21 protein-coding genes are annotated in these 25,314 nt (G+C 71.3%); 10 read left to right on the forward strand and 11 right to left on the reverse strand.

The window, feature by feature from the left end:
- Positions 1–46 precede the first annotated feature (46 nt).
- From ACWCPF_RS38990 to ACWCPF_RS39005, 4 genes are all read left to right on the forward strand, one after another.
- Positions 47–1,186, forward strand: a complete 1,140-nt coding sequence (locus ACWCPF_RS38990) for a 5-(carboxyamino)imidazole ribonucleotide synthase (RefSeq protein WP_451049876.1) — start codon at positions 47–49, stop codon at positions 1,184–1,186.
- The gene (gene purE, locus ACWCPF_RS38995; RefSeq protein ID WP_451049877.1) at positions 1,183–1,716 is read left to right on the forward strand and encodes a 5-(carboxyamino)imidazole ribonucleotide mutase; all 534 of its coding nucleotides are present in this window, start codon (positions 1,183–1,185) and stop codon (positions 1,714–1,716) included. Before ACWCPF_RS38990 ends, purE begins: the two co-directional genes overlap by 4 nt.
- Positions 1,717–1,724: 8 nt before the next feature.
- Entirely contained in the window at positions 1,725–2,927 is a 1,203-nt protein-coding gene (locus ACWCPF_RS39000) for a dipeptidase (RefSeq protein WP_451049878.1), read from the forward strand.
- Positions 2,928–3,066: 139 nt separating this feature from the next.
- Positions 3,067–4,218, forward strand: a complete 1,152-nt coding sequence (locus ACWCPF_RS39005; RefSeq protein WP_451049879.1) for a dipeptidase — start codon at positions 3,067–3,069, stop codon at positions 4,216–4,218.
- A 287-nt stretch (positions 4,219–4,505) separates the two neighbouring features.
- On the opposite strand, the gene ACWCPF_RS39010 is transcribed toward ACWCPF_RS39005, so the two are convergent.
- Positions 4,506–4,916: a VOC family protein gene (locus tag ACWCPF_RS39010; protein ID WP_451049880.1), complete on the reverse strand. Its 411-nt coding sequence runs from the start codon at positions 4,914–4,916 to the stop codon at positions 4,506–4,508.
- A 47-nt stretch (positions 4,917–4,963) separates the two neighbouring features.
- A complete protein-coding gene (locus ACWCPF_RS39015) occupies positions 4,964–5,326 on the reverse strand; it encodes a VOC family protein (RefSeq protein ID WP_451049881.1) in 363 nt (120 codons plus the stop codon).
- Between the two features lie 89 nt (positions 5,327–5,415).
- Between ACWCPF_RS39015 and ACWCPF_RS39020 the strand changes: the two genes are divergently transcribed.
- Positions 5,416–5,922: a CGNR zinc finger domain-containing protein gene (locus ACWCPF_RS39020; RefSeq protein ID WP_451049882.1), complete on the forward strand. Its 507-nt coding sequence runs from the start codon at positions 5,416–5,418 to the stop codon at positions 5,920–5,922.
- A gap of 288 nt (positions 5,923–6,210) precedes the next feature.
- Here the strand turns inward: ACWCPF_RS39020 and ACWCPF_RS39025 are convergent, their stop codons facing one another.
- The gene (locus ACWCPF_RS39025; RefSeq protein ID WP_451049883.1) at positions 6,211–7,554 is read right to left on the reverse strand and encodes a UDP-glucose dehydrogenase family protein; all 1,344 of its coding nucleotides are present in this window, start codon (positions 7,552–7,554) and stop codon (positions 6,211–6,213) included.
- Positions 7,555–7,778: 224 nt separating this feature from the next.
- On the opposite strand from ACWCPF_RS39025, the gene ACWCPF_RS39030 reads away from it, so the two are divergent.
- The gene (locus tag ACWCPF_RS39030) at positions 7,779–8,936 is read left to right on the forward strand and encodes an acyl-CoA dehydrogenase family protein (protein ID WP_451049884.1); all 1,158 of its coding nucleotides are present in this window, start codon (positions 7,779–7,781) and stop codon (positions 8,934–8,936) included.
- A 39-nt stretch (positions 8,937–8,975) separates the two neighbouring features.
- On the opposite strand, the gene ACWCPF_RS39035 is transcribed toward ACWCPF_RS39030, so the two are convergent.
- Together ACWCPF_RS39035 and ACWCPF_RS39040 are read right to left on the reverse strand one after the other, a co-directional pair.
- Positions 8,976–10,265, reverse strand: a complete 1,290-nt coding sequence (locus tag ACWCPF_RS39035) for a M48 family metalloprotease (RefSeq protein ID WP_451049885.1) — start codon at positions 10,263–10,265, stop codon at positions 8,976–8,978.
- Between the two features lie 103 nt (positions 10,266–10,368).
- Positions 10,369–10,929 carry an acyl-CoA thioesterase gene (locus ACWCPF_RS39040; protein ID WP_451049886.1) on the reverse strand — a complete coding sequence of 187 codons (561 nt, stop codon included), beginning with the start codon at positions 10,927–10,929 and terminating at the stop codon, positions 10,369–10,371.
- Positions 10,930–11,048: 119 nt separating this feature from the next.
- On the opposite strand from ACWCPF_RS39040, the gene ACWCPF_RS39045 reads away from it, so the two are divergent.
- Positions 11,049–12,341 (forward strand): LCP family protein, encoded by a 1,293-nt coding sequence (locus ACWCPF_RS39045; protein WP_451049887.1) that lies wholly within the window; start codon positions 11,049–11,051, stop codon positions 12,339–12,341.
- Between the two features lie 62 nt (positions 12,342–12,403).
- Here the strand turns inward: ACWCPF_RS39045 and ACWCPF_RS39050 are convergent, their stop codons facing one another.
- Both ACWCPF_RS39050 and ACWCPF_RS39055 read right to left on the reverse strand, forming a co-directional pair.
- The gene (locus ACWCPF_RS39050; RefSeq protein WP_451049888.1) at positions 12,404–12,769 is read right to left on the reverse strand and encodes a four-helix bundle copper-binding protein; all 366 of its coding nucleotides are present in this window, start codon (positions 12,767–12,769) and stop codon (positions 12,404–12,406) included.
- 338 nt (positions 12,770–13,107) lie between these two features.
- The gene (locus ACWCPF_RS39055; RefSeq protein WP_451049889.1) at positions 13,108–14,568 is read right to left on the reverse strand and encodes an LCP family protein; all 1,461 of its coding nucleotides are present in this window, start codon (positions 14,566–14,568) and stop codon (positions 13,108–13,110) included.
- A gap of 134 nt (positions 14,569–14,702) precedes the next feature.
- Between ACWCPF_RS39055 and ACWCPF_RS39060 the strand changes: the two genes are divergently transcribed.
- Positions 14,703–15,749, forward strand: coding sequence for a glycosyltransferase family 2 protein (locus tag ACWCPF_RS39060; protein ID WP_451049890.1), 1,047 nt, complete (start codon positions 14,703–14,705; stop codon positions 15,747–15,749).
- A 34-nt stretch (positions 15,750–15,783) separates the two neighbouring features.
- Here ACWCPF_RS39060 and ACWCPF_RS39065 read toward each other — a convergent pair whose 3' ends face one another.
- From ACWCPF_RS39065 to ACWCPF_RS39080, 4 genes are all read right to left on the reverse strand, one after another.
- Complete coding sequence (locus ACWCPF_RS39065) at positions 15,784–17,541, reverse strand: LCP family protein (RefSeq protein WP_451049891.1); 1,758 nt, start codon at positions 17,539–17,541, stop codon at positions 15,784–15,786.
- Positions 17,542–17,621: 80 nt separating this feature from the next.
- The gene (locus tag ACWCPF_RS39070) at positions 17,622–19,436 is read right to left on the reverse strand and encodes an LCP family protein (protein WP_451049892.1); all 1,815 of its coding nucleotides are present in this window, start codon (positions 19,434–19,436) and stop codon (positions 17,622–17,624) included.
- Between the two features lie 245 nt (positions 19,437–19,681).
- Entirely contained in the window at positions 19,682–20,869 is a 1,188-nt protein-coding gene (locus tag ACWCPF_RS39075) for an LCP family protein (protein WP_451049893.1), read from the reverse strand.
- Positions 20,870–21,432: 563 nt separating this feature from the next.
- The gene (locus tag ACWCPF_RS39080) at positions 21,433–22,191 is read right to left on the reverse strand and encodes a TIGR03089 family protein (protein ID WP_451049894.1); all 759 of its coding nucleotides are present in this window, start codon (positions 22,189–22,191) and stop codon (positions 21,433–21,435) included.
- 140 nt (positions 22,192–22,331) lie between these two features.
- Between ACWCPF_RS39080 and ACWCPF_RS39085 the strand changes: the two genes are divergently transcribed.
- On the forward strand, positions 22,332–24,023 hold the full coding sequence (locus ACWCPF_RS39085) for an N-acetylmuramoyl-L-alanine amidase (protein WP_451049895.1): 1,692 nt from the start codon (positions 22,332–22,334) through the stop codon (positions 24,021–24,023).
- A 159-nt stretch (positions 24,024–24,182) separates the two neighbouring features.
- Complete coding sequence (locus tag ACWCPF_RS39090; RefSeq protein ID WP_451049896.1) at positions 24,183–25,265, forward strand: sugar phosphate nucleotidyltransferase; 1,083 nt, start codon at positions 24,183–24,185, stop codon at positions 25,263–25,265.
- Positions 25,266–25,314 lie beyond the last annotated feature (49 nt).

Genomic DNA, 25,314 nt, shown 5'->3' on the forward strand with positions numbered 1-25,314 from the left:
GAGGCGCGGAATCCGGGCGCGGTGGCGCGGCCGATACCCTGGGGGCGTGACGTTCCCGGTAGTCGGCATGGTCGGCGGGGGCCAGCTCGCTCGTATGACACACGAAGCAGGCATCCCGCTCGGCATCAGGTTCAAGCTCCTCAGTGACACCCCACAGGATTCCGCGGCGCAGGTCGTGAGCGATGTCGTCATCGGCGACTACCGCGATCTCGACACGCTGCGTGCGTTCGCGCGCGGGTGCGATGTGATCACTTTCGATCACGAACATGTACCCACCGAGCACCTCAGGGCGCTGGAGGCGGACGGCATCCCCGTCCGCCCGGGTCCCGACGCGCTCGTGCACGCCCAGGACAAGGGGGTGATGCGCGCGAAGCTCGAAGCGATCGGCGTCCCGTGCCCCCGGCACCGGATCGTGACCGACCCGGCGGACGTCGCCGCGTTCGCCGCCGAGGGCGCAGGCTTCCCGGTGGTCCTCAAGACCGTCCGCGGCGGCTACGACGGTAAGGGCGTCTGGGTCGTCGACTCGGTCGAGGAGGCGGCGGACCCCTTCCGGGCCGGCGTCCCGGTGCTGGCGGAGGAGAAGGTCGACTACGTCCGCGAGCTCGCCGCCAGCGTCGTCCGCTCCCCGCACGGCCAGGCCGTCGCCTACCCGGTCGTCGAGTCGCAGCAGGTCAACGGCGTCTGCGACACGGTCATAGCCCCGGCCCCCGACCTGGACGAGACCCTCGCTCTGAAGGCCGAGGAGATGGCGCTGCGCATCGCCAAGGAACTGGGCGTGGTCGGCCACCTCGCGGTCGAGCTGTTCCAGACCCGCGACGGCCGCATCCTCGTCAACGAACTGGCCATGCGCCCGCACAACTCGGGCCACTGGACCCAGGACGGCGCGATCACCTCCCAGTTCGCCAACCATGTCCGCGCGGTCCTCGACCTGCCGCTGGGCGACCCGCGCCCGCGCGCGAAGTGGACGGTCATGGCCAACGTCCTGGGCGGCGACTACCCGGACATGTACTCCGCGTATCTGCACTGCATGGCCCGCGACCCCCAGCTGAAGATCCACATGTACGGCAAGGACGTGAAGCCCGGCCGCAAGGTGGGCCACGTCAACACCTACGGCGACGATCTGGACGACGTCGTCGAACGCGCTCGTCACGCAGCCGGTTACCTGAGAGGCACGATCACCGAATGAGCCCTGTTGCAGGCCCCGTCGTAGGCATCGTCATGGGGTCGGACTCCGACTGGCCCGTCATGGAGGCCGCCGCGCAGGCCCTCGACGAGTTCGAGATCGACTACGAGGTCGACGTCGTCTCCGCGCACCGCATGCCGCGCGAGATGGTCGCCTACGGCGAGCAGGCGGCCGAGCGGGGACTGAAGGTCGTCATCGCCGGCGCCGGGGGCGCCGCCCACCTGCCCGGCATGCTCGCCTCGGTGACCCCGCTGCCGGTCATCGGCGTGCCCGTGCCGCTGAAGTACCTGGACGGCATGGACTCGCTGCTGTCCATCGTGCAGATGCCGGCCGGCGTCCCCGTCGCCACCGTCTCGGTGGCCGGCGCGCGCAACGCGGGCCTGCTCGCCGTCCGCATCCTCGCCGCCCACGACCAGGACCTCCAGGCCCGGATGCGCGACTTCCAGCAGGAGCTGAACGACCAGGCCACCGAGAAGGGCAAGCGCCTGCGCGCCAAGGTCGAGGGCTCTGACGGCTTCGGCTTCGGGAAGTGACACGCGACGTGACACGCGAAACGACGGAGCCGACCTCCCTGGCCGCCGCCCGCGCACTCCTGCGCGAGTTCCCGGTCGTCGACGGCCACAACGACCTGCCCTGGGCGCTGCGCGCGCAGCCCGTCCGCTACGACCACGACGCCCGTGACATCGCCGCGCACCAGCACGGCCATCTGCACACCGACATCCCCCGGCTGCGCGAGGGCGGCGTCGGCGCGCAGTACTGGTCGGTGTTCGTGCGCTCGGACCTGCCGGACGCGGTGCCCGCGACGCTGGAGCAGATCGACTGCGTCCGCCAGCTCATCGCCCGCCACCCGCAGCACCTCAGGGCCGCGTTCACCGCCGCCGACCTGGAAGCCGCCCGCGCGGAGGGCCGGATCGCCTCGCTGATGGGCGCGGAGGGCGGCCACTCGATCGCCAACTCGCTCGGCACGCTGCGCGGCCTGTACGCGCTCGGCGTGCGCTACCTCACGCTCACCCACAACGACAACGTGGACTGGGCGGACTCCGCGACCGACGAGCCCCGGGTCGGCGGACTGTCCGCCTTCGGCCGCGAGGTCGTGCGCGAGATGAACCGCGAGGGCATGCTCGTCGACCTCTCGCACGTGGCCGCGACGACCATGCGGGACGCGCTGGACGCGACCGCCGCGCCGGTGATCTTCTCCCACTCCTCGTCGCGCGCGGTCTGCGACCACCCCCGCAACATCCCGGACGACGTCCTGGAGCGGATGGCCGCGGGCGGCGGCGTGGCCATGGTGACGTTCGTGCCGAAGTTCGTCCTCCAGGCGGCGGTCGACTGGACGGCCGCGGCCGACGACAACATGCGCGCCCACGGCTTCCACCCCCTCGCCACCACCCCGGACGCGATGAAGGTCCACCGGGCCTTCGAGGAGACCCACCCCCGCCCGATCGCCACCGTCGCCACGGTCGCCGACCACCTCGACCACATGCGCGAGGTCGCCGGCATCGACCATCTCGGCATCGGCGGCGACTACGACGGCACGGCCTTCACCCCCGACGGCCTCGACGACGTCTCCGGCTACCCCAACCTGATCGCGGAGCTGCTCGACCGTGGCTGGTCGAAGCCCGACCTCGCCAAGCTGACCTGGCAGAACGCGGTCCGGGTGCTCGGCGCGGCGGAGGACGTCGCCCGTGATCTGCGGGCGAGCCGCGCACCGTCCAACGCGACGATCGAGTCACTGGACGGCTGAGGGCCGTCGCGCATGGTGGACGGGCCGTCCGAGGGCGCCGGTTACCCCCGAACGCCCCGTCCACCAGGAAGCGCGCCGCCCGCCGTGCGACGGTGACCGTACTGCTGATCGACTGCTGATCGAACGTACGGAGACCGCCATGGCCGACCTCCAGGACGAGCTGCACACCCTTCCCGAGGCCGGCGCCCGCGACGACAAACGCGACGACGAACGCGAGGGCGAGGTGCAGGGGGCCGCCCCCTCGCTCCCGCCGGTCTCCCCCGTCCCCCCGCCCGAGCCGGAGACCACCGAGCTGGACCGCGCCCGTGCCCTCCTCGCCGCCCACCCCGTCGCCGACGGCTACAGCGGACTGCCCTGGGCCCTGCGCCATCTGCCCTGGTACGACCTCCAGCTCGGCGAGAGCGCCGTCGACACCGACGTGCCCCGGCTGCGCGAAGGCCACGTCGGCGCGCTGCTGTGGTCGCTGCACCTGCCCGACGGCCTCGCCGCCGACCGGGCCGTCGGCGCGACCCTGGAGCAGCTGGACCTCGTCCGGTCGGTGATCGACACGCACCCCGACGGGCTGCGGCTGGCCCGCACCGCCGGGCAGGTCATCGACGCCCGCAACTGCGGCCGGGTCGCCGTCGTCCTGGGCCCGGCCACGGCCGCCGCGCTCGACGACTCGCTCGGCATCCTGCGCGTCCTGCACTCCCTGGGGCTGCGCGTCCTGACCCTCTCCGGCACCACCTGGGCGAGCGAGGCGGGGCTGACCCGGTTCGGCGAGGAGGTCGTGCGCGAGATGAACCGGCTCGGCGTCCTGGCCGACCTCTCCGGCGCCTCCGACACCACCGTCAGCCGTGCGCTGACCCTCTCCAAGACGCCAGTGCTGTGCACCCGCTCCGCCGCCCGCGCCCTGCGCCCCCACCCCGACAACCTGCCCGACGCGCTGCTGGCCGAGCTCGGCGCGGCCAAGGGCCTGTGCCTGGTGCCGCTGACCGCCGAGCAGACCGGCCCGAGCGTGCGGGACGTGGCCGACCATCTCGACCACGTCCGCGCGATCGCCGGCCCCGGCTGCGTCGGCCTGTCCGGCACCTACGACTCGGGCGCCGCCCACCCGCAGGGCCTGGCCGACGCCTCCGGCTACCCGCACCTGATCGCCGAACTGCTCCACCGCGGCTGGCCCGACCCCGACATCGCCCTGCTGACCTGGGGAAACATTCAGCGCGTCCTCCGCACGGCAGACTTCGCCGCCCGAGCCGCCCAGGAACGCCGCACCCCCTCAACAGCCCACATCACCCACCTGGACGGCTAGCCCGAGCCCCAAAGGGGCGCGGGGAACTGCGCGACCGGCCACGATGGCGCGGCACCGAAACGACGGCACATCGCGCCGGCCGACGGCGGTGCGGCCGCGGCTGCGGCTGGGCACCGCCCTGAAGGGGCGCGGGGAACTGCGCGACCGGCCACGACGGCGCGGCACCGAAACGACGGCACATCGCGCCGGCCGACGGCGGTGCGGCCGCGGCCGCGGCTGGGCACCGCCCTGAAGGGGCGCGGGGAACTGCGCGACCGGCCACGACGGCGCGGCACCGAAACGACGGCCTATCCCTGCACCTCCAGCGGAGCGATCCGGCACAGGCAGAACGGATGCCCCGCCGGATCGGCGTACACCTGGAAGTCCTTCCTCTCCCGGTCCGTCAGGTCCAGCGGCCGCGCGCCCAGCGCCAGCACCCGCTCGTGCGCCGCGTCGATCTCCGCCCAGGTGGAGCCCGCGTCGAGGTCGAGGTGGAACTGCTGCCCGTTGCGGTCGGAGCGCGGCCACTCCGGCGGGGTGTACCGGGCCACCTCCTGGAAGCCCAGCCGGGGCCCGCCGGGCACCTGGAGGACGACCCAGTCCTCCTCCCCCTCCTCCCACTCGGGGGTGCCGCCCACGACCGCCGCGTAGAACGCGGCGAGCGCACGCGGATCGGGACAGTCGAGCACGACGTTGCGGAACCGGGCGACGGGTGCCATGGACCCTCCTGACTTCTCGGACACCGGCGGTTTCAGGACCTGCACAGTCAGGACCTGCACAGACAGAACGGATGCCCGGCCGGGTCCGCGTACACCCGCCAGCCGCGCGAGCGGTCCTCCGTGTCCAGCGGCGTCGCGCCCAGCGCCAGCACGCCCCGCTCGGCCGCGTCCAGGTCGTCGACGGTCAGGTCCAGATGGAACTGCTGCGAGTGCTCGGGCGCGGGCCACGCGGGCGGCACGAACCCGGGGGCGGCCTGGAAGGCCAGCGCCTGACCGCCGGGCACCTTCAGATCCACCCAGTCCCCGTCGTCGCTCTCGACGCTGCCGCCCAGCACCTCGGCGTAGAAACCGGCGAGCGCACGCGGGTCGGGACAGTCCAGGACGACGACACCCAGCTCGGCGAGAGCCATGACTCCTCCTCGGGTTACGGGTTACCTGATGCAGCCGTTAGCAGGTAACGGTTACTGCATGCTCCCGCATAGGAGGTAACGTCGCAAGCATGAATGAGCGATCGGCCGCCCCCGGGGAACTGGCCCTCGTGGAGTCGCTGGTGAACACGCTGGACCTGGAGTCGGGCGCCGACTCGCTGGACACGGCGGACGGCCGCGCGCGGTTCGGGCTCACCGACGAAGAGGACGAACTCGCGCGCGCCCGTGAGCTGCGCGAGTCCCTGCGCGTGGCCCTGCTCGCCCACGCGGGCCACGCACCGCACCGCGCGGTGACCCCGCTGGGCGAGCTGCTCGCGTCCGCCCCCCTGCTGGTGACCGTCGACGCGGACGACGGCTCCGCCCGCCTCACCCCCGCGGACGCGGCCCCGCTGCTCTCCCGGACGGCCGCCGCCGTGGCCGCCGCGCTGATCGCCGGCACCTGGCCCCGGCTGAAGGCCTGCGAGGCCGTGACCTGCCACTGGGCGTACTACGACCGCAGTCCGGCGGGCCGGGGCCGCTGGTGCTCGATGCAGGTGTGCGGGGCGCGCGCCAAGATGCGCCGCTACCGCGCGAAGTAGTTCACCACTCGCCGCACAGCTGCGTGGTGCAGAATGCAACAAGACGCCGGTTCGGCCGACTGAGCCTCGGCCGAACCGGCGTCGCCCTGCGCCCGCGACAGCGGCAGCAGCAGGTCGGGCGAAGTCGGCGACGGTTCGGCAGCGCTACGAAGGGGCGCGGGGCGCTGACATATGCGGCTCCGCCGCGATGGGGGTCCCCCCCGCTCGAGCGCAGCCGAGAGTGGGGGAGCGACCAGCCACGACGGCGCCGCAGCGGAACACCGACACATCGCGGCACCAGCGGAGCGCTTACGCGGTCGGGCGGCCCATCGCCCGGTACGTCCACCCGGCCTTGCGCCACAGCACGGGGTCGAGCGCGTTGCGCCCGTCGAGGATCAGCCGGTCCGTCGCGACCTCGCCCAGCGCCGCCGGGTCCAGCTCGCGGAACTCCTGCCACTCGGTCAGGTGCAGGACGGCCTCGGCGCCCCGCACGGCCTCCAGGGCCGAGTCGGCGTAGCCGAGGGTCGGGAAGACCCGGCGGGCGTTCGCCATCCCCTTCGGGTCGTACACCGTGACCTGTCCGCCCTGGAGATGGATCTGCCCGGCGACGTTGAGCGCGGGCGAGTCCCGGACGTCGTCCGAATCGGGCTTGAACGTGGCGCCCAGCACGGCGATCCGCTTGCCCAGGAAGGACCCGCCGCCCAGCGCCTGCCGGGCCAGCTCCACCATCTGACCGCGCTGGCGCATGTTGATCGAGTCGATCTCGCGCAGGAAGGTCAGCGCCTGGTCGGCCCCCAGCTCACCGGCGCGCGCCATGAACGCCCGGATGTCCTTGGGCAGACAGCCGCCGCCGAAGCCGATCCCGGCCCGCAGGAACTTCTTGCCGATCCGGTCGTCGTACCCGATCGCCTCCGCCAGCTTCGCCACGTCGCCGTCGGCGGCCTCGCACACCTCCGCCATGGCGTTGATGAAGGAGATCTTGGTGGCGAGGAAGGAGTTCGCGGAGGTCTTCACCAGCTCGGCGGTGGGGAAGTCGGTGACCACGAACGGCGACCCCTCCCCGACCGGCGTCTCGTACACCTGCCGCAGCAGCGCCTCGGCCCGCTCGCTGCGCACCCCGACCACGATCCGGTCCGGGTGCAGCGTGTCCTGGACCGCGAAGCCCTCCCGCAGGAACTCCGGGTTCCAGGCGAGCTCGGCGTCCTCCCCGGCGGGCGCCAGCTCGGCGATCGTCCGGGCCAGCCGCTCGGCGGAGCCCACGGGCACGGTCGACTTGCCGACGACGAGGGCCGGCCGCGTCAGATGCGGGGCGAGCGAGGCGATCGCGGACTCGACGTACGACATGTCGCACGCGTACTCGCCGTGCTTCTGCGGAGTGTTCACACAGACGAAGTGGACGTCGCCGAAGGCCCCCACCTCGGCCCAGTCCTGGGTGAACCGCAGCCGCCCGCTGGTCCCCTCGAACCCGGCGACGTGCCGGCGCAGCAGCTCCTCCAGCCCCGGCTCGTACATCGGGGTCTCGCCGCGCTCCAGCATCTCGATCTTCTCGCGCACGACGTCCAGAGCGAGCACCTCGAAGCCCAGCTCGGCCATGGCCGCGGCGTGCGTGGCGCCGAGATAGCCGGTGCCGATCACGGTGATCTTGAGGGCCATGGATGCTCCTGACGAGTGATGCCGACGCTGCGCGCCCGAGCATAGTCGGGGCATGTCGGGGCCCCTCACCGGGCAGATGTCGCTGGGGACGCCCCCCGCTTCGTCCTTGTTTTGTCCTTGTCGCCAAACTCACGTGCCACGCGGTCGGGAGGGCCCCTAAAATTTGAGTTACTTAACGGTAATTAGCGTCGTGACACCGCAGCGTATTTGGAGCGTGAGACACCTTGTCCGGATCGGCTGACTTCGACCTGTACCGTCCGTCCGAGGAGCACGACATGCTCCGCGACGCCATCCGCTCGCTGTCCGAGGCGAAGATCGCGCCGTACGCCGCCGCGGTGGACGAGGAGGCCCGCTTCCCGCAGGAGGCGCTGGACGCGCTGGTGGCGAGCGACCTGCACGCGGTGCACGTACCCGAGTCGTACGGCGGCACGGGCGCGGACGCCCTGGCGACGGTGATCGTCATCGAGGAGGTGGCCCGCGCCTGCGTGTCCTCCTCGCTCATCCCCGCGGTGAACAAGCTGGGCTCGCTCCCGGTGATCCTCTCCGGCTCCGAGGACCTGAAGAAGAAGTACCTGACGCCGCTGGCCAAGGGCGAGGCGATGTTCTCGTACGCCCTCTCCGAGCCGGACGCGGGCTCGGACGCGGGCGGCATGAAGACCAAGGCGGTCCGCGACGGCGACCACTGGATCCTCAACGGCGTGAAGCGCTGGATCACCAACGCCGGCGTCAGCGAGTACTACACGGTCATGGCCGTGACCGACCCCACCAAGCGCACCAAGGGCATCTCGGCCTTCGTCGTGGAGAAGTCCGACCCGGGGGTGTCCTTCGGCGCCCCGGAGAAGAAGCTCGGCATCAAGGGCTCCCCGACCCGCGAGGTCTACTTCGACAACGTGCGCATCCCGGCGGAGCGCATGATCGGCGAGGAGGGCACCGGCTTCGCGACCGCGATGAAGACCCTGGACCACACCCGCATCACCATCGCCGCCCAGGCGCTGGGCGTCGCCCAGGGCGCGTTCGACTACGCCAAGGGCTATGTCCAGGAGCGCAAGCAGTTCGGCAAGGCGATCGCCGACTTCCAGGGCATCCAGTTCATGCTGGCCGACATGGCCATGAAGATCGAGGCCGCCCGCGCCCTCACCTACCAGGCCGCGGCCGCCTCCGAACGCCTGGACGCCGACCTCACCTTCCAGGGCGCGGCCGCCAAGTGCTTCGCCTCGGACGTCGCCATGGAGGTCACCACGGACGCCGTCCAACTCCTCGGCGGCTACGGCTACACCCGCGACTACCCGGTGGAACGCATGATGCGCGACGCCAAGATCACCCAGATTTATGAGGGTACGAATCAAGTCCAGCGGATCGTGATGGCGAGGAACCTGCCGTAGGGCCGGGGCGGGCCGAGGGCGGGGCGGGCCGAGGGCCGCTCAGCGGCGCGGCCCGTCCCGCACGATCCGGCGGCCCACCGTGCGCCGTGCCTCGGAGAGCTCCGCGGCGATGCGGGCGTCCCGCTCGTCGTCCGTCGTCACCGCTGCCGGTACGGCCTCGACGGCGAGCAGGCAGGCGCGTCTGAGATGGGTCGGCGGGTGCGTCGTGTCCACGCTGTGGCCGTGCAGGGCGCCCGCCCGTCGACGGCGTTCGTACTCGGACTCCGGGACGGAGGCGACATGGGCGGCCAGCTGGTCCCACAGCGCATCCGCCCCCGCCTCTGCCCTCCGGACGCCCCGCGGTCCGCCCAGCGCGGCCAGGTTCGCCTCGCGGCGCAGGACGCCCTCCGCCGAGTCGGCGGCCAGCAAACGGTCCATGAGCTCCACGGCGGCCTCAGTGGACCCGGCCCGCGCGGCCACCCGGTCGGCGAGGTACTCGGACCGCTGCGCAGCACGCAGGGTCAGCCGGTCGAACACGACCAGGACGCCGGTGACGAGCCAGCGGGGCAGGACGAGCAGCAGGTTGGTGAAGAGCTCGACGGGCGTCTCGGCGGCCTTGGTGGGCACGAAGTAGTACCGCCAAGTCGTCAGCGATGCGTAGGCGTTCCCCAGGACCATGTGGTGCCGGATGTCGCCGTTGCCGTAGTGGCCGAGTTCGTGCCCCAGCAGGGCGATCCGCTGCCGCGGGGTGAGGATCTCCCAGAGCGGCAGTCCCAGTGTCAGCATCCGCCGTCCGCGCAGTCCGTAGGCCAGGACGCCGGCGTTCACCGAGTCGTCGATCACGACGGCGTGCACGCCGCGTGTGCCGGCGACCGCGGCGACCTCGTCGATCAGCGAGAACAGCGCGGGGGCGGCGTCGCGGTACAGCACGGGGGTGTCGCGGGGGAGCCGGGGCGGCCGGGGGCTCAGCGGCCAGGTCAGCACCAGCAGCAGCGCACCGAGCGCCATCAGAGGCCGGCCCCACCCTTCGACGAGCAGCCAGATCCCGCCGGCCGCCAGTGCCACCGTCAGGCCGTGCACGGTGAGTGCGATCACTGCGGCGAGGAGCGCGGGGGCGTCCCGGCGGGCCCGCAGCGTCCCGCCGGAGGTGACCTCGGCGAGCAGCTTCTCGCCGTGACGGCGGGCCAGGGCGCGCCGTATCCGGTCCAGCCGACCCGGCTCCTCCTGCCGCTCCTCCGGGTCCACGTTCCAGTCGCAGGCGGCGCACCAGACGGTGAACCTGCCGTCCCCCCGGATCACCGCCCCGCACCGCGGGCACGGCTGTGTCGTCTCCTGCGCGGTCACGCTCATCGATGCGCCCCCCCATCACGCCCCTCCCCAGAGGCTTCCTGCACATGACAGGGGTTAGCTGATCATGCGGGCAGCGCCGAACGAAAGCCGAAAACCCGGGGGTTCAGTCCGCCAGTCCCTCCGCCACCCGTCGCTCGCGCAGTTCCCTGATCTCGCGGCGGCGGGCCAGGCGGTGGGTGCGGCGGATCTGGGCCTCCTGGTAACGGCGTTCGTCGCGCTCCGTCTCCGGGACGACCGGGGGGACCGGGCGGGGCTTGCCGTCGGCGTCGACGGCGGCGAAGACCAGATAGGCCGAGCCGACCTGGGTGGCCGGGGCGGACTCGTTCCAGCGCTCGGCCAGCACCCGGACGCCGACCTCCATCGAGGTCCGGCCGGTCCAGTTCACCTGGGCCTTCACATGCACGAGGTCGCCGACCCGGACCGGCTCCAGGAACGCCATCTCGTCCATGGACGCGGTGACGGCGGGCCCGCCGGAATGCCGGCCGGCCACGGCGCCCGCCGCGTCGTCGACGAGCTTCATGATCACGCCACCGTGCACCGTGCCCAGCAGGTTGGTGTCGTTGTGGCCCATGATGTGGCTGAGCGTGGTGCGGGACGCGGATGTGGGCTTGCCCGGGATGTCCGGAGTGCTGCCCGAGTCCACTGCGGTGACCTGGTCTGTCATGTCCTCCACCTTATGCCGAGGGAGACGACCCGGGACTTTGTGTCAGCTTGGCCACAGCCGCGCTGTGATTTTCCGACGCCCCTGTCAGCGACACAGCAGCGACCTGCACACTGGTCCGCATGAACGATTGGCCCGAGGGATGGTCCGACAACGACCGCGGCAACCGGTACGGAAGCGGCAGCGCGAGCGCACAGCCCGAGAGCGCCCGCGTCATGCGGCAGGTCCGCCGTGGCCCGGCGGCCCCGCCTAGCAGCGCCGGCGTCCCGCCGCAGCCGTCGTACGTCAACGGTCAGGGACACGGCGACTACACGAACGCCCAGCAGACCGGGTACGACAGCGGCTACAGCTCGGGCCAGGTCTACGGCGGCGACCCCGGCGGGCCGGGCGGACCGGCCGGCCCTGGGGGCCATGACACCCGCGGCCCGCGCCCCGCGCCCAACTGGCGCCGCCGTATCAAGTGGACGGCGATCTCGGTCGTGACCGTGCTGGTCGTGACGGGCGTCGGCACGTACTTCTGGGCCGACTCCAAGCTCCAGCGCGACGTCGACCTCTCGAAGGTCATCGACCGGCCCGAGGCGGGCGAGGGCACGAACTACCTCATCGTCGGCTCCGACAGCCGTGAGGGCATGTCCGCCGAGGAGAAGAAGGAACTGCACACCGGTTCCGCCGAGGGCAAGCGCACGGACTCGATGATGATCCTGCACACCGGCTCCAACGGCGACACCCTGATCTCGCTGCCCCGCGACTCCGACGTGGAGATCCCGTCGTTCGTCGGCTCCGAGTCCGGCAAGACGTACAAGGGCACCGGCCGGCACACCAAGCTCAACGCCGCCTACGCCGAGGACGGCCCCGAACTGCTGGTGCGCACGGTCGAGTTCAACACCGGCCTGCGCATCGACCACTACGTGGAGATCGGCTTCGCAGGCTTCGCGAACATCGTCGACTCGGTCGGCGGCGTCGAGATAGACATCCCGCAGGACATCAAGGACACCAAGTCCGGCGCCGACCTCAAGAAGGGCAAGCAGACGCTGAACGGCGAGGAGGCCCTCGCGTTCGTCCGCACCCGGTACGCGCTCGCGGGCTCCGACCTCGACCGCACGAAGAACCAGCAGAAGTTCCTCGCGGCCCTCGCCAACCAGGTCGCCACCCCGGGTACGGTCCTCAACCCGTTCAAGCTGTACCCGACCATGGGCTCGGGCCTGGAGTCCCTGATCGTCGACAAGGACATGGGCCTGTACGACCTGGCGTCCATGTTCTTCGCGATGAAGGGCGTCAACAGCGGCGACGGCAAGTCGATGAACATGCCGATCTCCGGCTCGACCGGCAGCAACCTCGTCTGGGACAAGGCGAAGGTGAAGACCCTCGTCAGCCAGCTGAAGAACGACGAGAAGGTCACCGTCTCGGGCAACTGAACGGGCGGACATGACGAGGGGCACCCCGGTCCGGGGTGCCCCTCGTCACGCGTGGGCGGTGCTCACATCGTGGCGCCGGCCATCGTGCGGCACATCTCGGCGCAGCGGCGACAGGACTCCGCGCAGCGCATCATCTGCGGATCGTCCGGCATGGCCATACACGCCTCCGCGCACATCTCGCACGCCTTGGCGCACATCGCGCACATCTCGGCCGACAGGGCCGAGCGCCGCATCATCATGTCGGCGCACATACGGGTCGTCTCGGCGCAGTCCAGCAGCGCGCGCATGATCTGCATCTGGGCCTGGCCGCCGCCCATCTGCATGCAGGAGCTCATGGTCTCCTCGCACATGCTGTGGCAGGACATGCACGCCTCGACGCAGTCCTGCATCTGCTTGCTCATGGCGTTCATCGTTCCGGGCTGGGTCATGGCTCCTCCAGGGGGTGCGGGGGCCCGGGGCGGGCCCGAGGCCGCTCTTCCGTCTTCCGTCCTACGCCCTACGACGCACCCCCGCCATCGGAGAGCCGCCCGGCGCCCTCCCGGGAACCAAGAAGCGTGGCGCGCGAAGTCGGCAGCGGCTCGGCAGCGCCCCAAAGGGGCGCGGGGAACTGCGCGACCAGCCACGACGGCGCCGCAGCGCCACGACGGCGCCGCAGCGTCACGACGGCGCCGCAGCGTCACGACGGCGCCGCAGCGTCACGACGGCGCCGCAGCGTCACGACGGCGCCGCAGCGTCACGACGGCACATTGCGGCACCCCCAGCGGAGCTACGGGCAGCCGACCTCGTCCCCGCGCACCACTCCGAACTCGCCCTGCTCCGCGTCCACCGCCCGTACCGTGCGCACCTCGCGGAAGTCCGCGCCCGCGATCACCTTCAGCGTCGCCCCGAGCCCCTTGACCGCGCGCAGCTCGCTGCCCGGCAGGGCGGTCGCGAGGGACTTCGCGGAGCGGTCCCAGCGGGGGTCGTAGGCGACGACCGTGCGCCGGGCGGCGGGGTCGGCCGAGCTGACCGGCTGCCGGGTCGTGCGGAAGCCCACCGCGGCCAGCGCCGTGTCCACCCGTCTGCCGAGGCCGGCCGTGCGCGTGCCGTTCTCCACCTGGACCCGGATCTGCTGCGGGGCCACGTCCACCCGCGCGACCCGGCCGTCGAGCGCGCGGGCGGTCGCGGCCAGGGGCTTGTCGTCGCGCAGGGCCCGGAAGAGGCGCTGCGACTTCACCGGGTCCCACTTCAGCGTCGAGCCGATGCCCTTCACGACGTATCCCATCTGGCCGATGGGGACGGTGGTGAACTCGGAGGACGAAGGGGAGAAGGTGCGCATCGCCCGGCCGAGGTCGAGCAGTTCGTCGGCGCCGAAGCCCCGGTCCGCGCGCACCGAGCCGAGCACCGCCCGGGTCACGTCCCGGAACCGCAGCGGGTTCAGCAGGATCCCGGAGGAGGTGGCGCGGTCCACCAGGGCCGCCAGGAAGCGCTGTTGGCGTTTCATCCTGCCCAGGTCGGAGGAGCCGTCCGCGTGCCGGGAGCGCACGTACTGCAACGCCTCGCCGCCCATGAGCGTGTGCGCGCCCGGCGCCAGGTCCAGGCCCGTGTACGAGTCCTTCAGCGGCTTGGCGGTGCAGATCTTCACGCCGCCGAGGACGTCCACCGTCTTCATGAAGCTGGTGAAGTCGACCTCCAGATAGTGGTCGATCTTCACATGCGTCATGTGCTCGACCGTGCGGACGGTCAGCTGCGGGCCGCCCTCGGCGTACGCGGCGTTGATCTTCAGCGGGTGGCCGTGGTGCCGCTTGCCGGTGACCTGGTCGGTGTGCGGGGGAGTCTCGGCGTAGGAGTCGCGCGGCAGGCTGACCACGCTGGCCCGCTCCCGGTCCTCCGAGATGTGCACGATCATGATCGTGTCGGTGCAGTGGCAGGGGGCCCCGCCCAGGCGGTACCGCCGGCGTTCCGCCTCCGTGATCCGGTCGCGGCCGTCGGTGCCGACCAGCAGGACGTTCATGCCGTGGCCGGCCTGCGGACGGTTCTTCATGTCCTTGAAGGGGTCGACCCGGGCGATGTCCGCGTCGAGGCTGCTGATCACCGAGTGACCGATGCCGGCGGCGGCGAGCAGCACCACCGAGAGCGTGGTCGCCGCCCGGACGGCCCAGCGGGGGCGTCGGCGGCGAACGGGGGAACGCGGCACGCGGCGCCGAGGGTGCGGGCGGCGCGGGGACCGGAGCGGGGTGGTGGGCATGGGGGGCACCTCCGGGCGGCGACCGTGGGGCGGGGGAAGCCGTTCGCACAGTAGGGCCATACGATCTGCCGACCGGTGCAGCCGCACCCGGCGGGGCGGGCCGTGTCCCCCGTTCGCGGTAACGTGAGCGTCCTATGAACGCCAAGCCCGACGTGCAGCTCCCCGCCGTGTCTGTGATCATGCCCGTCCTCAACGAGGAACGGCATCTGCGCGGAGCCGTCCAAGCGATCCTCGCGCAGGAGTACCCCGGCGAGATGGAGGTCGTGATCGCCATCGGTCCGTCCAGGGACCGTACGGAAGAGATCGCGGCCGAGCTCGTGTCCGAAACTGCGTCCCATAAGAACAAGCGCGTGCACACGGTCCCCAACCCCACCGGCCGCACGCCCGCCGCGCTCAACGCCGCGATCAAGGCCTCGCGCCATCCGATCGTCGTCCGCGTGGACGGGCACGGCATGCTCTCGCCGAACTACATCGCCACCGCGGTGCGGCTCCTGGAGGAGACCGGCGCGCAGAACGTCGGCGGCATCATGCACGCCGAGGGCGAGAACGACTGGGAGCACGCGGTCGCCGCGGCCATGACCTCGAAGATCGGGGTCGGCAACGCCGCCTTCCACACGGGAGGGCAGGCCGGCCCGGCCGAGACCGTGTACCTGGGCGTCTTCCGGCGCGAGGCGCTGGAGCAACAGGGCGGCTACAACGAGGAGTTCATCCGCGCCCAGGACTGGGAGCTGAACTTCCGGATCCGCGAGGCCGGCGGGCTGATCTGGTTCTCGCCCGAGCTGAAGGTGTCCTACCGGCCGCGGCCGAGCGTGCGCGCGCTCGCCAAGCAGTACAAGGACTACGGCCGTTGGCGGCACGTCGTGGCCCGCTACCACGAGGGCTCCATCAACCTGCGCTACCTCGCCCCGCCGACCGCGGTGTGCCTGATCGCGGCCGGTCTCGTGGCGGGCGCCGTGCTCACCCCGCTGGGCTTCGTGATCCCCGGCGGCTACCTCGCGGCGATAGTCGCCGGATCGCTGCCGGCGGGCAAGGGGCTGCCGGCGAAGGCCCGGCTGCAGATCCCCGTCGCCCTCGCCACCATGCACATGAGCTGGGGCTTCGGCTTCCTGACCAGCCCGAAGTCGCTGGCCAGGAAGGTCATCGCCTCGCGCCGCCCCGCGGTCCTCAGCGACGCGCGCTGAGGACCCCGCTGCAGGAATCGGCCCCGGACCCGGACTACCAGGTGTAGTTCGGGTCCACGTGCATGCACTGACTGGTGTCGGAGGCGTTGATCGCCCCGGCGGTGTCGGGCGTCGTGTCGTCCGGCACCGCCACCTTGTACGTGGTCCCCGACCGCCAGTCGGCGCCCACGACGACCATGACCCCGGAGACGTCGGTGGACTTCTTCACCTGGCTCGCCGGGATGCCGAGGGCCTTCGCGACGGCCTCGGCGTCGCCCTGGAGGTCGGCGCTCGGGTAGCGGACCACCGTCTTCGCCTCGGCGGTGGCCGCCGAGGTGTCCGCGACGGCCTCGTCGAAGCCCTTGCCCGCCAGCAGCCCCTTCACGGCGGTCGCCCGCCCGCGCACCGGGGCCAGCGTGTCCGTGGAGGTGCCGTTGTGCACCTGCACCGCGATCTCGTCGTTCGCGGCGGCCGGATCCGCGACGACCGTCGGCGTCGGGCTGGCGGTGGGCTTCTTGACGTCCTTGCCGTCCAGCGCGATGTCGTCGCGCACCAGCCGGAACAGCTGTGTGGCGTCGTCCGTCGGGACCACCCGGCTGCCCTGGTAGCGGTTCGGCATGGTCGTCATCGTGATGCGGTCGGTGGGCACCTTCTGCAGCTCGCCCGCCAGGTCGTACATCTTCGTGATGGTGTCCAGGCCGTCGTCGACGGTGATCGCTTTGGTGGCCGCCTCGGCGAGCTTGCGCAGCTTGTTGGGGTTGGTCAGCTTGGCGTTGGCGCGCAGCTCGCGGACCATCGAGTTCATGTACATGTGCTGCGCCTTGGCGCGGGCGAGGTCGGTGTCGTCCTCGAAGCCGTAGCGGGTGCGCAGCCACTGCAGGGCCTGCTTGCCCTTGATGGAGGTGGTGCCCTTCTCCAGCCTCAGGCCGGAGCCCTTGCCGCTGTAGGTGTGCGAGTAGACGTTGGCGTCCACGCAGACCGGGACGCCGCCTATCGCGTCCGCCATGGACACCACACCCGAGAAGTCGATCATCATGAAGTGGTCGATGTGGATGTCGGTGAGCTTCTCCCAGGTGGCCACCGTGCAGCCGGGCCCGCCGCGCCCGAGCGACACGTTCGTCATCTCGTTCGTCAGCGCCTGGTAGGTGGTCCCGTCGTCGGGGTCCGTGCACTTGGGTATGTCCAGGAGCGTGTCGCGCGGCATGCTCACCACCGACATGTTGCTGCGGTCCGCCGATATGTGCAGCAGCATCTGGACGTCCGCCAGCGGGGGACCGCCGAAGGTGTCCTTGGCGCCGCCGAGCTTCTGGTTGGCCGCGCTGTCACGGGCGTCCGAACCGATCAGCAGGATGTTCAGCGCCGTCTGCCCGGCTTCGTTGGCCTCCGGCACCGCGGCCCGGTCCTTGGCGTCGCCGATGTTCAGGTCGTCGCTCTTGATGTTCGAGTTGAGGTGTTCGTAGTAGAGGTATCCGGCCCCCGCGCCGCCGAGTATCACCACCGCGAGCACGGTCGCGGACCAGCGCAACGCGCGTCGACGACGGCGTTTGCGGTCGGTGCCACGACGCCCACCGCGCCCGTCCCCGCCGCTGCCGCCGCCCGCGCCGGATTCCCCGGTCGCCCCGGAGGTCCCGGCCGTCCCGGCGGTCCCGGCCGTCCCGGCGGTCCCGGACTTCCGGGCCGCTGAGACGTCTCCTTCGACGTCCCCCTCGACGTCCCCTTCGGGCGCGTCCTGATCCTGCCGGCCCCGCGCAGTCGGTGACACCGTGTCGTCGACCGCGGGAACCTCCCCCCGCACCCCACTGCTCCCCGCCATTCCCCTGCCCCTCCCCGCCGTGCGCCTGACACGGGCCCGTCCCGCGTCCAGTCAGACGCACGACGGGCCCGAAGGGTTACCTACTTGGCGCACTCGACCTTGTCCGCCGTGGACTTCTCGACCGTGTCCGGCACGGTGACCGGGGCGGTGAGCGAGACGCCCGCGCCCTTGAAGTCCTTGCCCAGCGTCAAGGTCATGGTCGGCAGACCCTGGGAGTTGGTGACGCTCTTGCCCGGCTTCAGGGCGGTGCCCGCCAGCCCCATGATGGCGGCGAGCTTGCGTGCCTGTGCGGCCTGGTCGGGCGCGTACTCGAGCGTCGTCTTGCTCAGCTCCGCGGGCGCGTTGCCGGCGTTCTCGGACTTCGTCACGCCCTCATCATTCTGCAGCCAGTTAAGAGTCTCCTGTGCGCTGCCGGCGGGAGCGCCGCCGTTCATGACCTGCACCCGCACCTCGGAGGCGGCGGACTGGGTGCCCTTGAGACGGGCCGCCGCGGCCGCGGCCGCCGCGTCCTTCGACGCCGCCGCCTGCTGCTGCACCTCGGTGAACGAGACGTCGTCCTTGATCATCTGGAAGACGGTGGGCGCGGTCGACTCGTTCACCACGACGGTGGCCTTGACCTTCTCGGTCGGGTTGTCGACCACCGGCACCGTGGTGAAGGTCAGGTTCTTGACGTTGAGCTTGCCCAGCTCGAGCCCGAGGTCCTTCAGCTTGTCGATGGTGTCCAGCTGGGAGTCGACGGTCAGCGCCTTCGTGCCCGCCTCGGCCAGCTTTATCATCTTGGTCGGGCTGGTGAGCGTGTCGTTCGACTTCAGCTTGCGCATCAGGGCGCTCAGGAACTGCTGCTGGAGCGCGATCCGGCTGAGGTCGCCGCCGAAGCCCACCGAGTGCCGGGTGCGCACGAAGGCCAGCGCCTCCTCGCCCTGGATGGTGTGCGTGCCCTTCGACAGCTTCAGATGCGAGTCCTCGTCGTCGATGTCCTTGGCCAGGCACACCTCGACCCCGCCGACCGCCGTGGTCAGCGTCTTCACCGCGTTGAAGTCGGCGACCATGAAATTGTCCGCCTGGATCCCGGTCAGCTCGGTGACCGTGCGCACGGTGCAGCTCGGCGTCCGGCCGTCCTGCCCGAGGCTGGTGTTGAACCGGACGTCGTCCGTGCCCGGGATGACCTTGGTGGTGCCGTCCTCCTGCTGGGTCTCGCAGTCCGGAATGTCCACGATCAGGTCGCGCGGAATGCTCAGCGCGGTCGCGTTCGTCCGGTCCTTGGAGACGTGCAGCAGGATCGTGGTGTCCGCATGGCCCACGCTGCCCGAGTCGCCGTAGCCCTCGTTGCCGGAGCCGGTGCGCTTGTCGGTGCCGATCACCAGCAGGTTGATCGCCTTGTCCTTGCTGAAGCCACCGGTGCTCGCGCCGTCGTCGGAGACGGACGTGATGTTGTCGTTCAGGTGCTCCAGATACAGGTAGGCCGCACCGGCCGTACCCACCAGGACGAAGGCCATGATCCCGCCGGTCCACAGCAGTATCTTCTTCGCCTTCGACTTCTTCTTCACCGGCCGGCGCCCACGCCGGTTCGACGCGGCCTCCTCCGCGGGCGCGCCCCGTCGCCGACGCTGCCCGGGCACCTGCTCGGACGACGAGGACGACGAGGACGGCGACGCCGCGGCCGTCGAGGACGGTGAGGGCGAAGAAGGGAACGGCGAAGCGGGGGACGGCGAATCCCGCCCCCGAGCCGAGCCACCGCTCCCGGTCGTACCGGAGTCAGATCTACGAGGCCCGGGCACCGACGACTGCGGTGCGGAAGGACTCAGTCGCAGTTCGTATTCGCCGGTGTTCGGATTGAGCACCCACTGGTCTGCGGGATCGATGTTGTCCGCCCGCCCACGGCCTTGCGCGTCCACGGTTGTCCGAATCCTCCGTCGGGGCCACGCGGCGCCTTTTCCCCCTCTAAAGGCGCTCGGGTCTCGGTCACTCGGTGCGCGACCCCAGGAAGGACCTCGCGGCCGGGTGCACCGGATCGCTCACACTATCCGCCAAGTTCGACGCGAAGCGACGGCCGTGACAAATTCCACGCCCCTACAACCGGGCAATCCATCGCATTTCCTGGAACTCCAGTTCACCGGAAGGGCAGGGCTTGGCAAGCGCTTTACCCGCAGCTGTCCTCGGCGGCCGTGTTTCCGCGGAACGTGGGAGCGGGCGGAGTGGGCGAAAACACTCCGGAAGCCGCACGCCACACCACCCCCGGCCGGTACGGCCCGTGACCGCCCGACTCCGCAGGCGACGAGTTCGTGGGAACTTCCTGAGAAACCACGACCGGCGTGTCGGTCCGCAGCCGTTCGAAGAGTTTCTCCGCCTCGGCCTCGACGAGTTGGTCGCGATTCGCGTTGTGGACGTACGACTCCCGTGGAACGGTCAGGAATTGCACATGTTCGGTGGGAATGTCGCGAAGACCGCGCACGAGTTCGTACAGCCCGCGCAGACTCGCCAGCGCCGGGTCGGTGGTGAGAGAGGACGTGGCCGCGTCCAGCACCGGATACAGCTTCACCGGATTCAGCAGGACGTCATTGCTCTGCACCTTGTTGACGAGCGCTCCGAGAAACCGTTGCTGCCGGTCCATCCGGTCGGTGTCACTGCCGTTCCCCAGCGACTTGCGGGCCCGCACATACCCGAGCGCCTGCTCCCCGTCGAGCGTGACCTTCCCGGCGGGCAGCCGCAGCCCGGCGTCCTTGTCGCTGATCGCCTCCTCGAGACAGACCTCGACTCCGTCAACGGCGTCGACGACATCCTTGAACCCGCTGAAGTCGACGACGACATGGTGATCGATCCGCACCCCGGTCAGTTTCTCCACGGTCCGGATGGTGCAGGCCGAACCCCCGGTCTGAAAGGCGTAGTTGAACATCGCGAACATCGGCTCGGTCCGCTTCCCGTCCGCCCGCAGACACCCCGGCACGTTCACCATCAGATCGCGCGGCAGGGAGACGGCGGTGGCGCTGCGCCGCCCGGCGGCCAGATGCAACAGGATCGTCGTGTCCGACCGCTCGGTCCCGGAGTCCCGCCCGTATTTCTCGTTCCCGTCCCCGGACCGCGAGTCCGACCCGACGAGCAGGATGTTCTGCGCGTCCTTCACCAACGACGTCGGCCGCTCCTTCGCATACCGGGCAAGCTCGGCCGCGGCGGCTTCGTCGGGCGTGATGTTCCCGTCGAGCTTCACATAGACGACCCACCCGGCCACCCCCACGCCCAGGACGACCACCCCCACCGCCCCCACCCCGTACCGCACCCACCGCCGCCGACGCCGCCGCACCAGCCCCCGCCCATCGGCGGACGCCCCCATCCCGGGCCCGAGGGACCCACCGGAACCCGCCGAGAACATCACGCCCGATCACCCCTCCCGCCGCACCAGCGCGCAGAGCCACTCCTACGACCATCCCGCGAACCGCTCCACGGGGGTGGCTGGGCATAAGCCGAACGGGTGAGGACGCCTGGCCGGCGGGTGTGTGTACTCGGCGCGCGGGGCGGGCGTGATTCTGGGGCGCGCGGCACCTGCTCGGTGGGGGGCGCGTGTATTCAGTGCGCGGGGCGGGCGGCGCCTGCTCGGCGGGGGCGTGTGTATTCAGTGCGTGGGGAGTGCGGTGCCTTGTGGGCGGGGGTGCGTGTATTCAGTCCGTGGGGCGGGCGGCGCCTGCTCGGCGGGGGCGCGTGTATTCAGCCCGTGGGACGCGCGGTGCCTTGTGGGCGGGGGCGCGTGTACTCAGCCCGTCCGGCGTTTGAGGACGAGGCCCGTTCAGGGCCGAAGCGGGGGCCTGGGGGTGGCAGCCCCCAGCAACGTCGCCACGGACCGACGTCCAGACTCAACCCACGCCCACATTCACCAACCGCCCCAAAAACACCCCGTACCTACCGAGCCGTCGCAGACACCCGCTCGCTCACGACCCGCCGAGCCACAACCTCCTCGCCCGCCTCCTCGAGATGCCGGCACAACACCACCGACCCCCCACTCGCCAACGGCGCGTACAACCCCGCGCTCAACCCGTCCCACGTGTCGTACGGCAACCCCGACAGCAGCCGCGACCCGGGCCCGGTCAACCCCAGCCCCGCCGCCTCCGCCCGCGCGCGCTCCACGATCTCGGCGCCGGTGTACTCCGCCCCGGCCACGATCAGCGCGGGCGCCTCCGCGTCGACGGGAACGTATGCCGCGAAACGGTCCCCGAAACTCGGGACGTTCACCGCGTAGTCGTCGTACCCGTCCGGAGGCCCCGGCACGAACCGCCGCCCGAGCGGCGCGAGCGACAACGCGTACCGCTCGCCCCGGCACGCCAGCCCCGCCTCGAACTCCCCGGGCCCGGCCACCACGAAGTCCGCCTTCGACGGATCCCCGGCCACATCCGCGACGACCCCCACCGAGGAACACGCCAGCAGCCACACCGCCGTCTGCCAGTGCGCGGGCAGCAGCAGGGCGACCCGGTCGCCGGGCTCGGCGGACAGTCCGTCCTGGAGGAGGTTCGCGGTCTTGGCCACCCAGTTGGCGAAGGTGGCGACGGACAATTCGACCCGCTCGCCCGTGGCGTCGTCGTAGAAGGTCACCAGGGGGCGCGCGGGGTCCGCGGCCAGCGCGGAACGCAGCAGGTCGGCAGGGGTGCGATCGGTGGCAGTCACCCACAGAAGCGTACGCGCCGCCCGCGCCGCCCCACCGCGCGCGGGGCCTTTCCGGAGCCACCGGTTCGGCGCAACGCACCCCGACGGCACGTCAATTCCCCGATGGACAGAAATGTATGACTATGTCCAGGATCAGTGGCATGCGTGGATTGCTAGCTACCTCGATCGGCGTCACGTGCGCGGCAGCTCTCGCGCTCCCGCTGACGCCGCCCGCCGACGCGGCGACGGTGCGACAGGCATCGGCCACGGAGGCGGCGCCCACCGGGACGAAGAGGGCCACGAGCCCCGACACCCCGACCACCTCGACTCTCCCCGACCGCTCCGGGCTCCCCGGGCTCCCCGAGCTTCCCGACCTCCCGGGCAGCACCCAGTCGCTGCCCCTGACCCCCCTCACCGGCGACCGGGCCCTCGGCGGCACCGGCGCCGACCAGGGCCTGCCCCGGCGGGACGTACGTCACTTCTCCCTCCTGGGCGTCGTCTGGGACGACCCGACGGCCGAACTCCACGGCCGCGTCCAGGTCCGCACCCGCCCGGCCGACAGCGCGGCCTGGTCCGACTGGCAGGACGTCGAGGCCCACAACGCCGACCACGGAGCCGACCCCGAGACGTCCGAGAGCGCCTCGGGCCGGGTCCGCGGCGCGACGGCCCCGCTGTGGGTCGGCGACTCCGACGGCGTCGAGATCCGCGTCCATCCGGACACCGAACGCCGCACGGAGGAGACGGGACGCGGGACCCGCACCCGCTCGGTCGCCGCCCCGCTCCCCTCCGGCCTGCGCCTGGAACTGGTCGACCCGGGGGCAGCCACCCCCGCACACGTCCCGGCCGGCCCACCGCGCACCGGCGCGGCACCCCCCGAGACCGCGCCGCTGGACCCACCGGACCCGGCAACGGACAACACACCACAGAACGCAACCGACCCGGAATCGGCGTCAGGACCATCCGCAACGACAGAACTGCCCGCGGGAGCGCCCGCAGAACTGCCCGCGGGAATGTCCGAGGGAATGCCCGCAGAACTGCCCGCAGAACTGCCCGCAGAACTGCCCGAGGGAATGCCCGAGGGTCTGCCCGAGGGAATGTCCGCCGAGACGAAGGCCGCCTCCGCAGCCAACACCCCCCTCGCCCCGCTCGGCGCGACGGAGATCCCCGCCCTGGACCGCCCGGGCACCGAACGCGAGCTCTTCACCCTGCGCGCGGCCGAGCTGACGGAGGCCCAGCGGGCGAAGCCGTACATCGGCCCGCGCCCGAGCATCGTCACCCGGCGCGGTTGGGGAGCGGACGAGAACCTGCGTGAGAAGAACTTCGCGTACACGACGAAGGTCAAGGCGGCGTTCGTGCACCACACGGCGTCGGGCAACAGCTACAAGTGCTCCCAGGCGGCGTCCGTCATCCGCGGTATCTACCGCTACCACGTCAGGAGCATGGGCTGGCGCGACATCGGCTACAACTTCCTCGTCGACAAGTGCGGGAAGATCTACGAGGGTCGCGCCGGGGGAGTGGCGAAGCCGGTGCTCGGCGCCCACACCCTGGGTTTCAACAGCAACAGCATGGGGATCGCCGTCCTCGGCACGTTCACCTCCGCCAAGCCGAACTCGGCCACGGTCAACGCCGTCGCCCGGCTGACGGCGTGGAAACTCGGCCTCTTCGGGGCGAATCCGAAAGGAAAGACATACCTGAAGTCCGCGGGTGGCAATCTCTACGCCAAGGGGAAGAACGTACGGCTGAACGTGATCTCCGGCCATCGGGACGGGTTCGCCACGGAGTGCCCCGGCAAGCAGCTCTACGGCAAACTCGGTTCGGCCCGCTCGACCTCGGCGGGCTACCAGGGCCGCTGACCGGACGGCAACGCTCGCGAGCTCCGGGGTCAGGGCGAGACCCCGGAGCTCACCTCGTCCGCGTCCGCAAGAGGGTCCACGCGAGGTCTGCATACACTGTCCGGCCGAAAGACGCACGGTTCGGAGTTCGGCCGGTCCCGGCAGGAAGCAGAGACGAAGGTGACTGAAGCGATCCTCCTGGTCGGCGGCAAGGGCACCCGACTGCGCCCGCTCACGGTGCACACGCCCAAGCCGATGGTCAGGGCGGCGGGGGTGCCGTTCCTCACGCACCAGCTGGCGCGGGCGAGAGCGGCGGGCGTGGAGCACATCGTCCTCGCGACGAGCTATCTGGCGGAGGTCTTCGAACCGTACTTCGGCGACGGCTCGGCGCTCGGCCTGCACCTCGAGTACGTGACGGAGGACGAGCCCCTCGGCACCGGCGGCGCGATCCGCAACGCGGCGTCCCGCCTCACCTCGGCCCCGGACGATCCGGTCCTGGTCTTCAACGGCGACATTCTCACCGGCCTGGACATCGGACGCCTGGTGGCGACGCACCAGGCGAAGTCGGCGGACGTCTCCCTCCACCTCACCCAGGTGACGGACCCGAGGGCGTACGGCTTGGTCCCCACGGACGAGACGGGCAGGGTCCTGGCGTTCCTCGAAAAGCCGCAGACCCCGGAGGAGATCGTCACCGACCAGATCAACGCGGGGGCGTACGTCTTCCGCCGCTCGGTCATCGACACCATCCCGCCGGGCCGCCCGGTGTCGGTGGAGCGCGAGACGTTCCCCGGCCTCCTCGCGGCCGGAGCCCACCTCCAGGGCATGGTCGACTCGACGTACTGGCTCGACCTGGGCACCCCGGCGGCCTTCGTCCGCGGCTCGGCGGACCTGGTCCTCGGCCGGGCCCCGTCCCCCGCGGTCCCCGGCCGCTGCGGCGACCGCCTGGTCCTCCCGACGGCCAGGGTCGCCCCCGACGCGAAACTGACGGGCGGCACGGTGGTGGGCGAGGGCGCGTCCGTGGCACGGGGCGTGAGGGTCTTCGGCTCGACGATCCTCCCCGGCGCGGTCATCGAACCGGGCGCCGTCATCACCGACTCCCTCATCGGCGCCCGCGCCCGAGTCGGCGAACGCTCCATCCTCACCGGCACGGTCATCGGAGACGGAGCGGTCATAGGCCCCGACAACGAACTCCGAGAGGGCGCAAGAATCTGGTGCGACACCACAATCCCCCCAGGAGCAGTCCGCTTCTCCTCGGACCAGTAACCAACGGGGGCACGTGTCGAGCCCGGCTGAGGACATTCCAGCCCGTCCA

Source organism: Streptomyces sp. NPDC001858 (genome assembly GCF_053594615.1).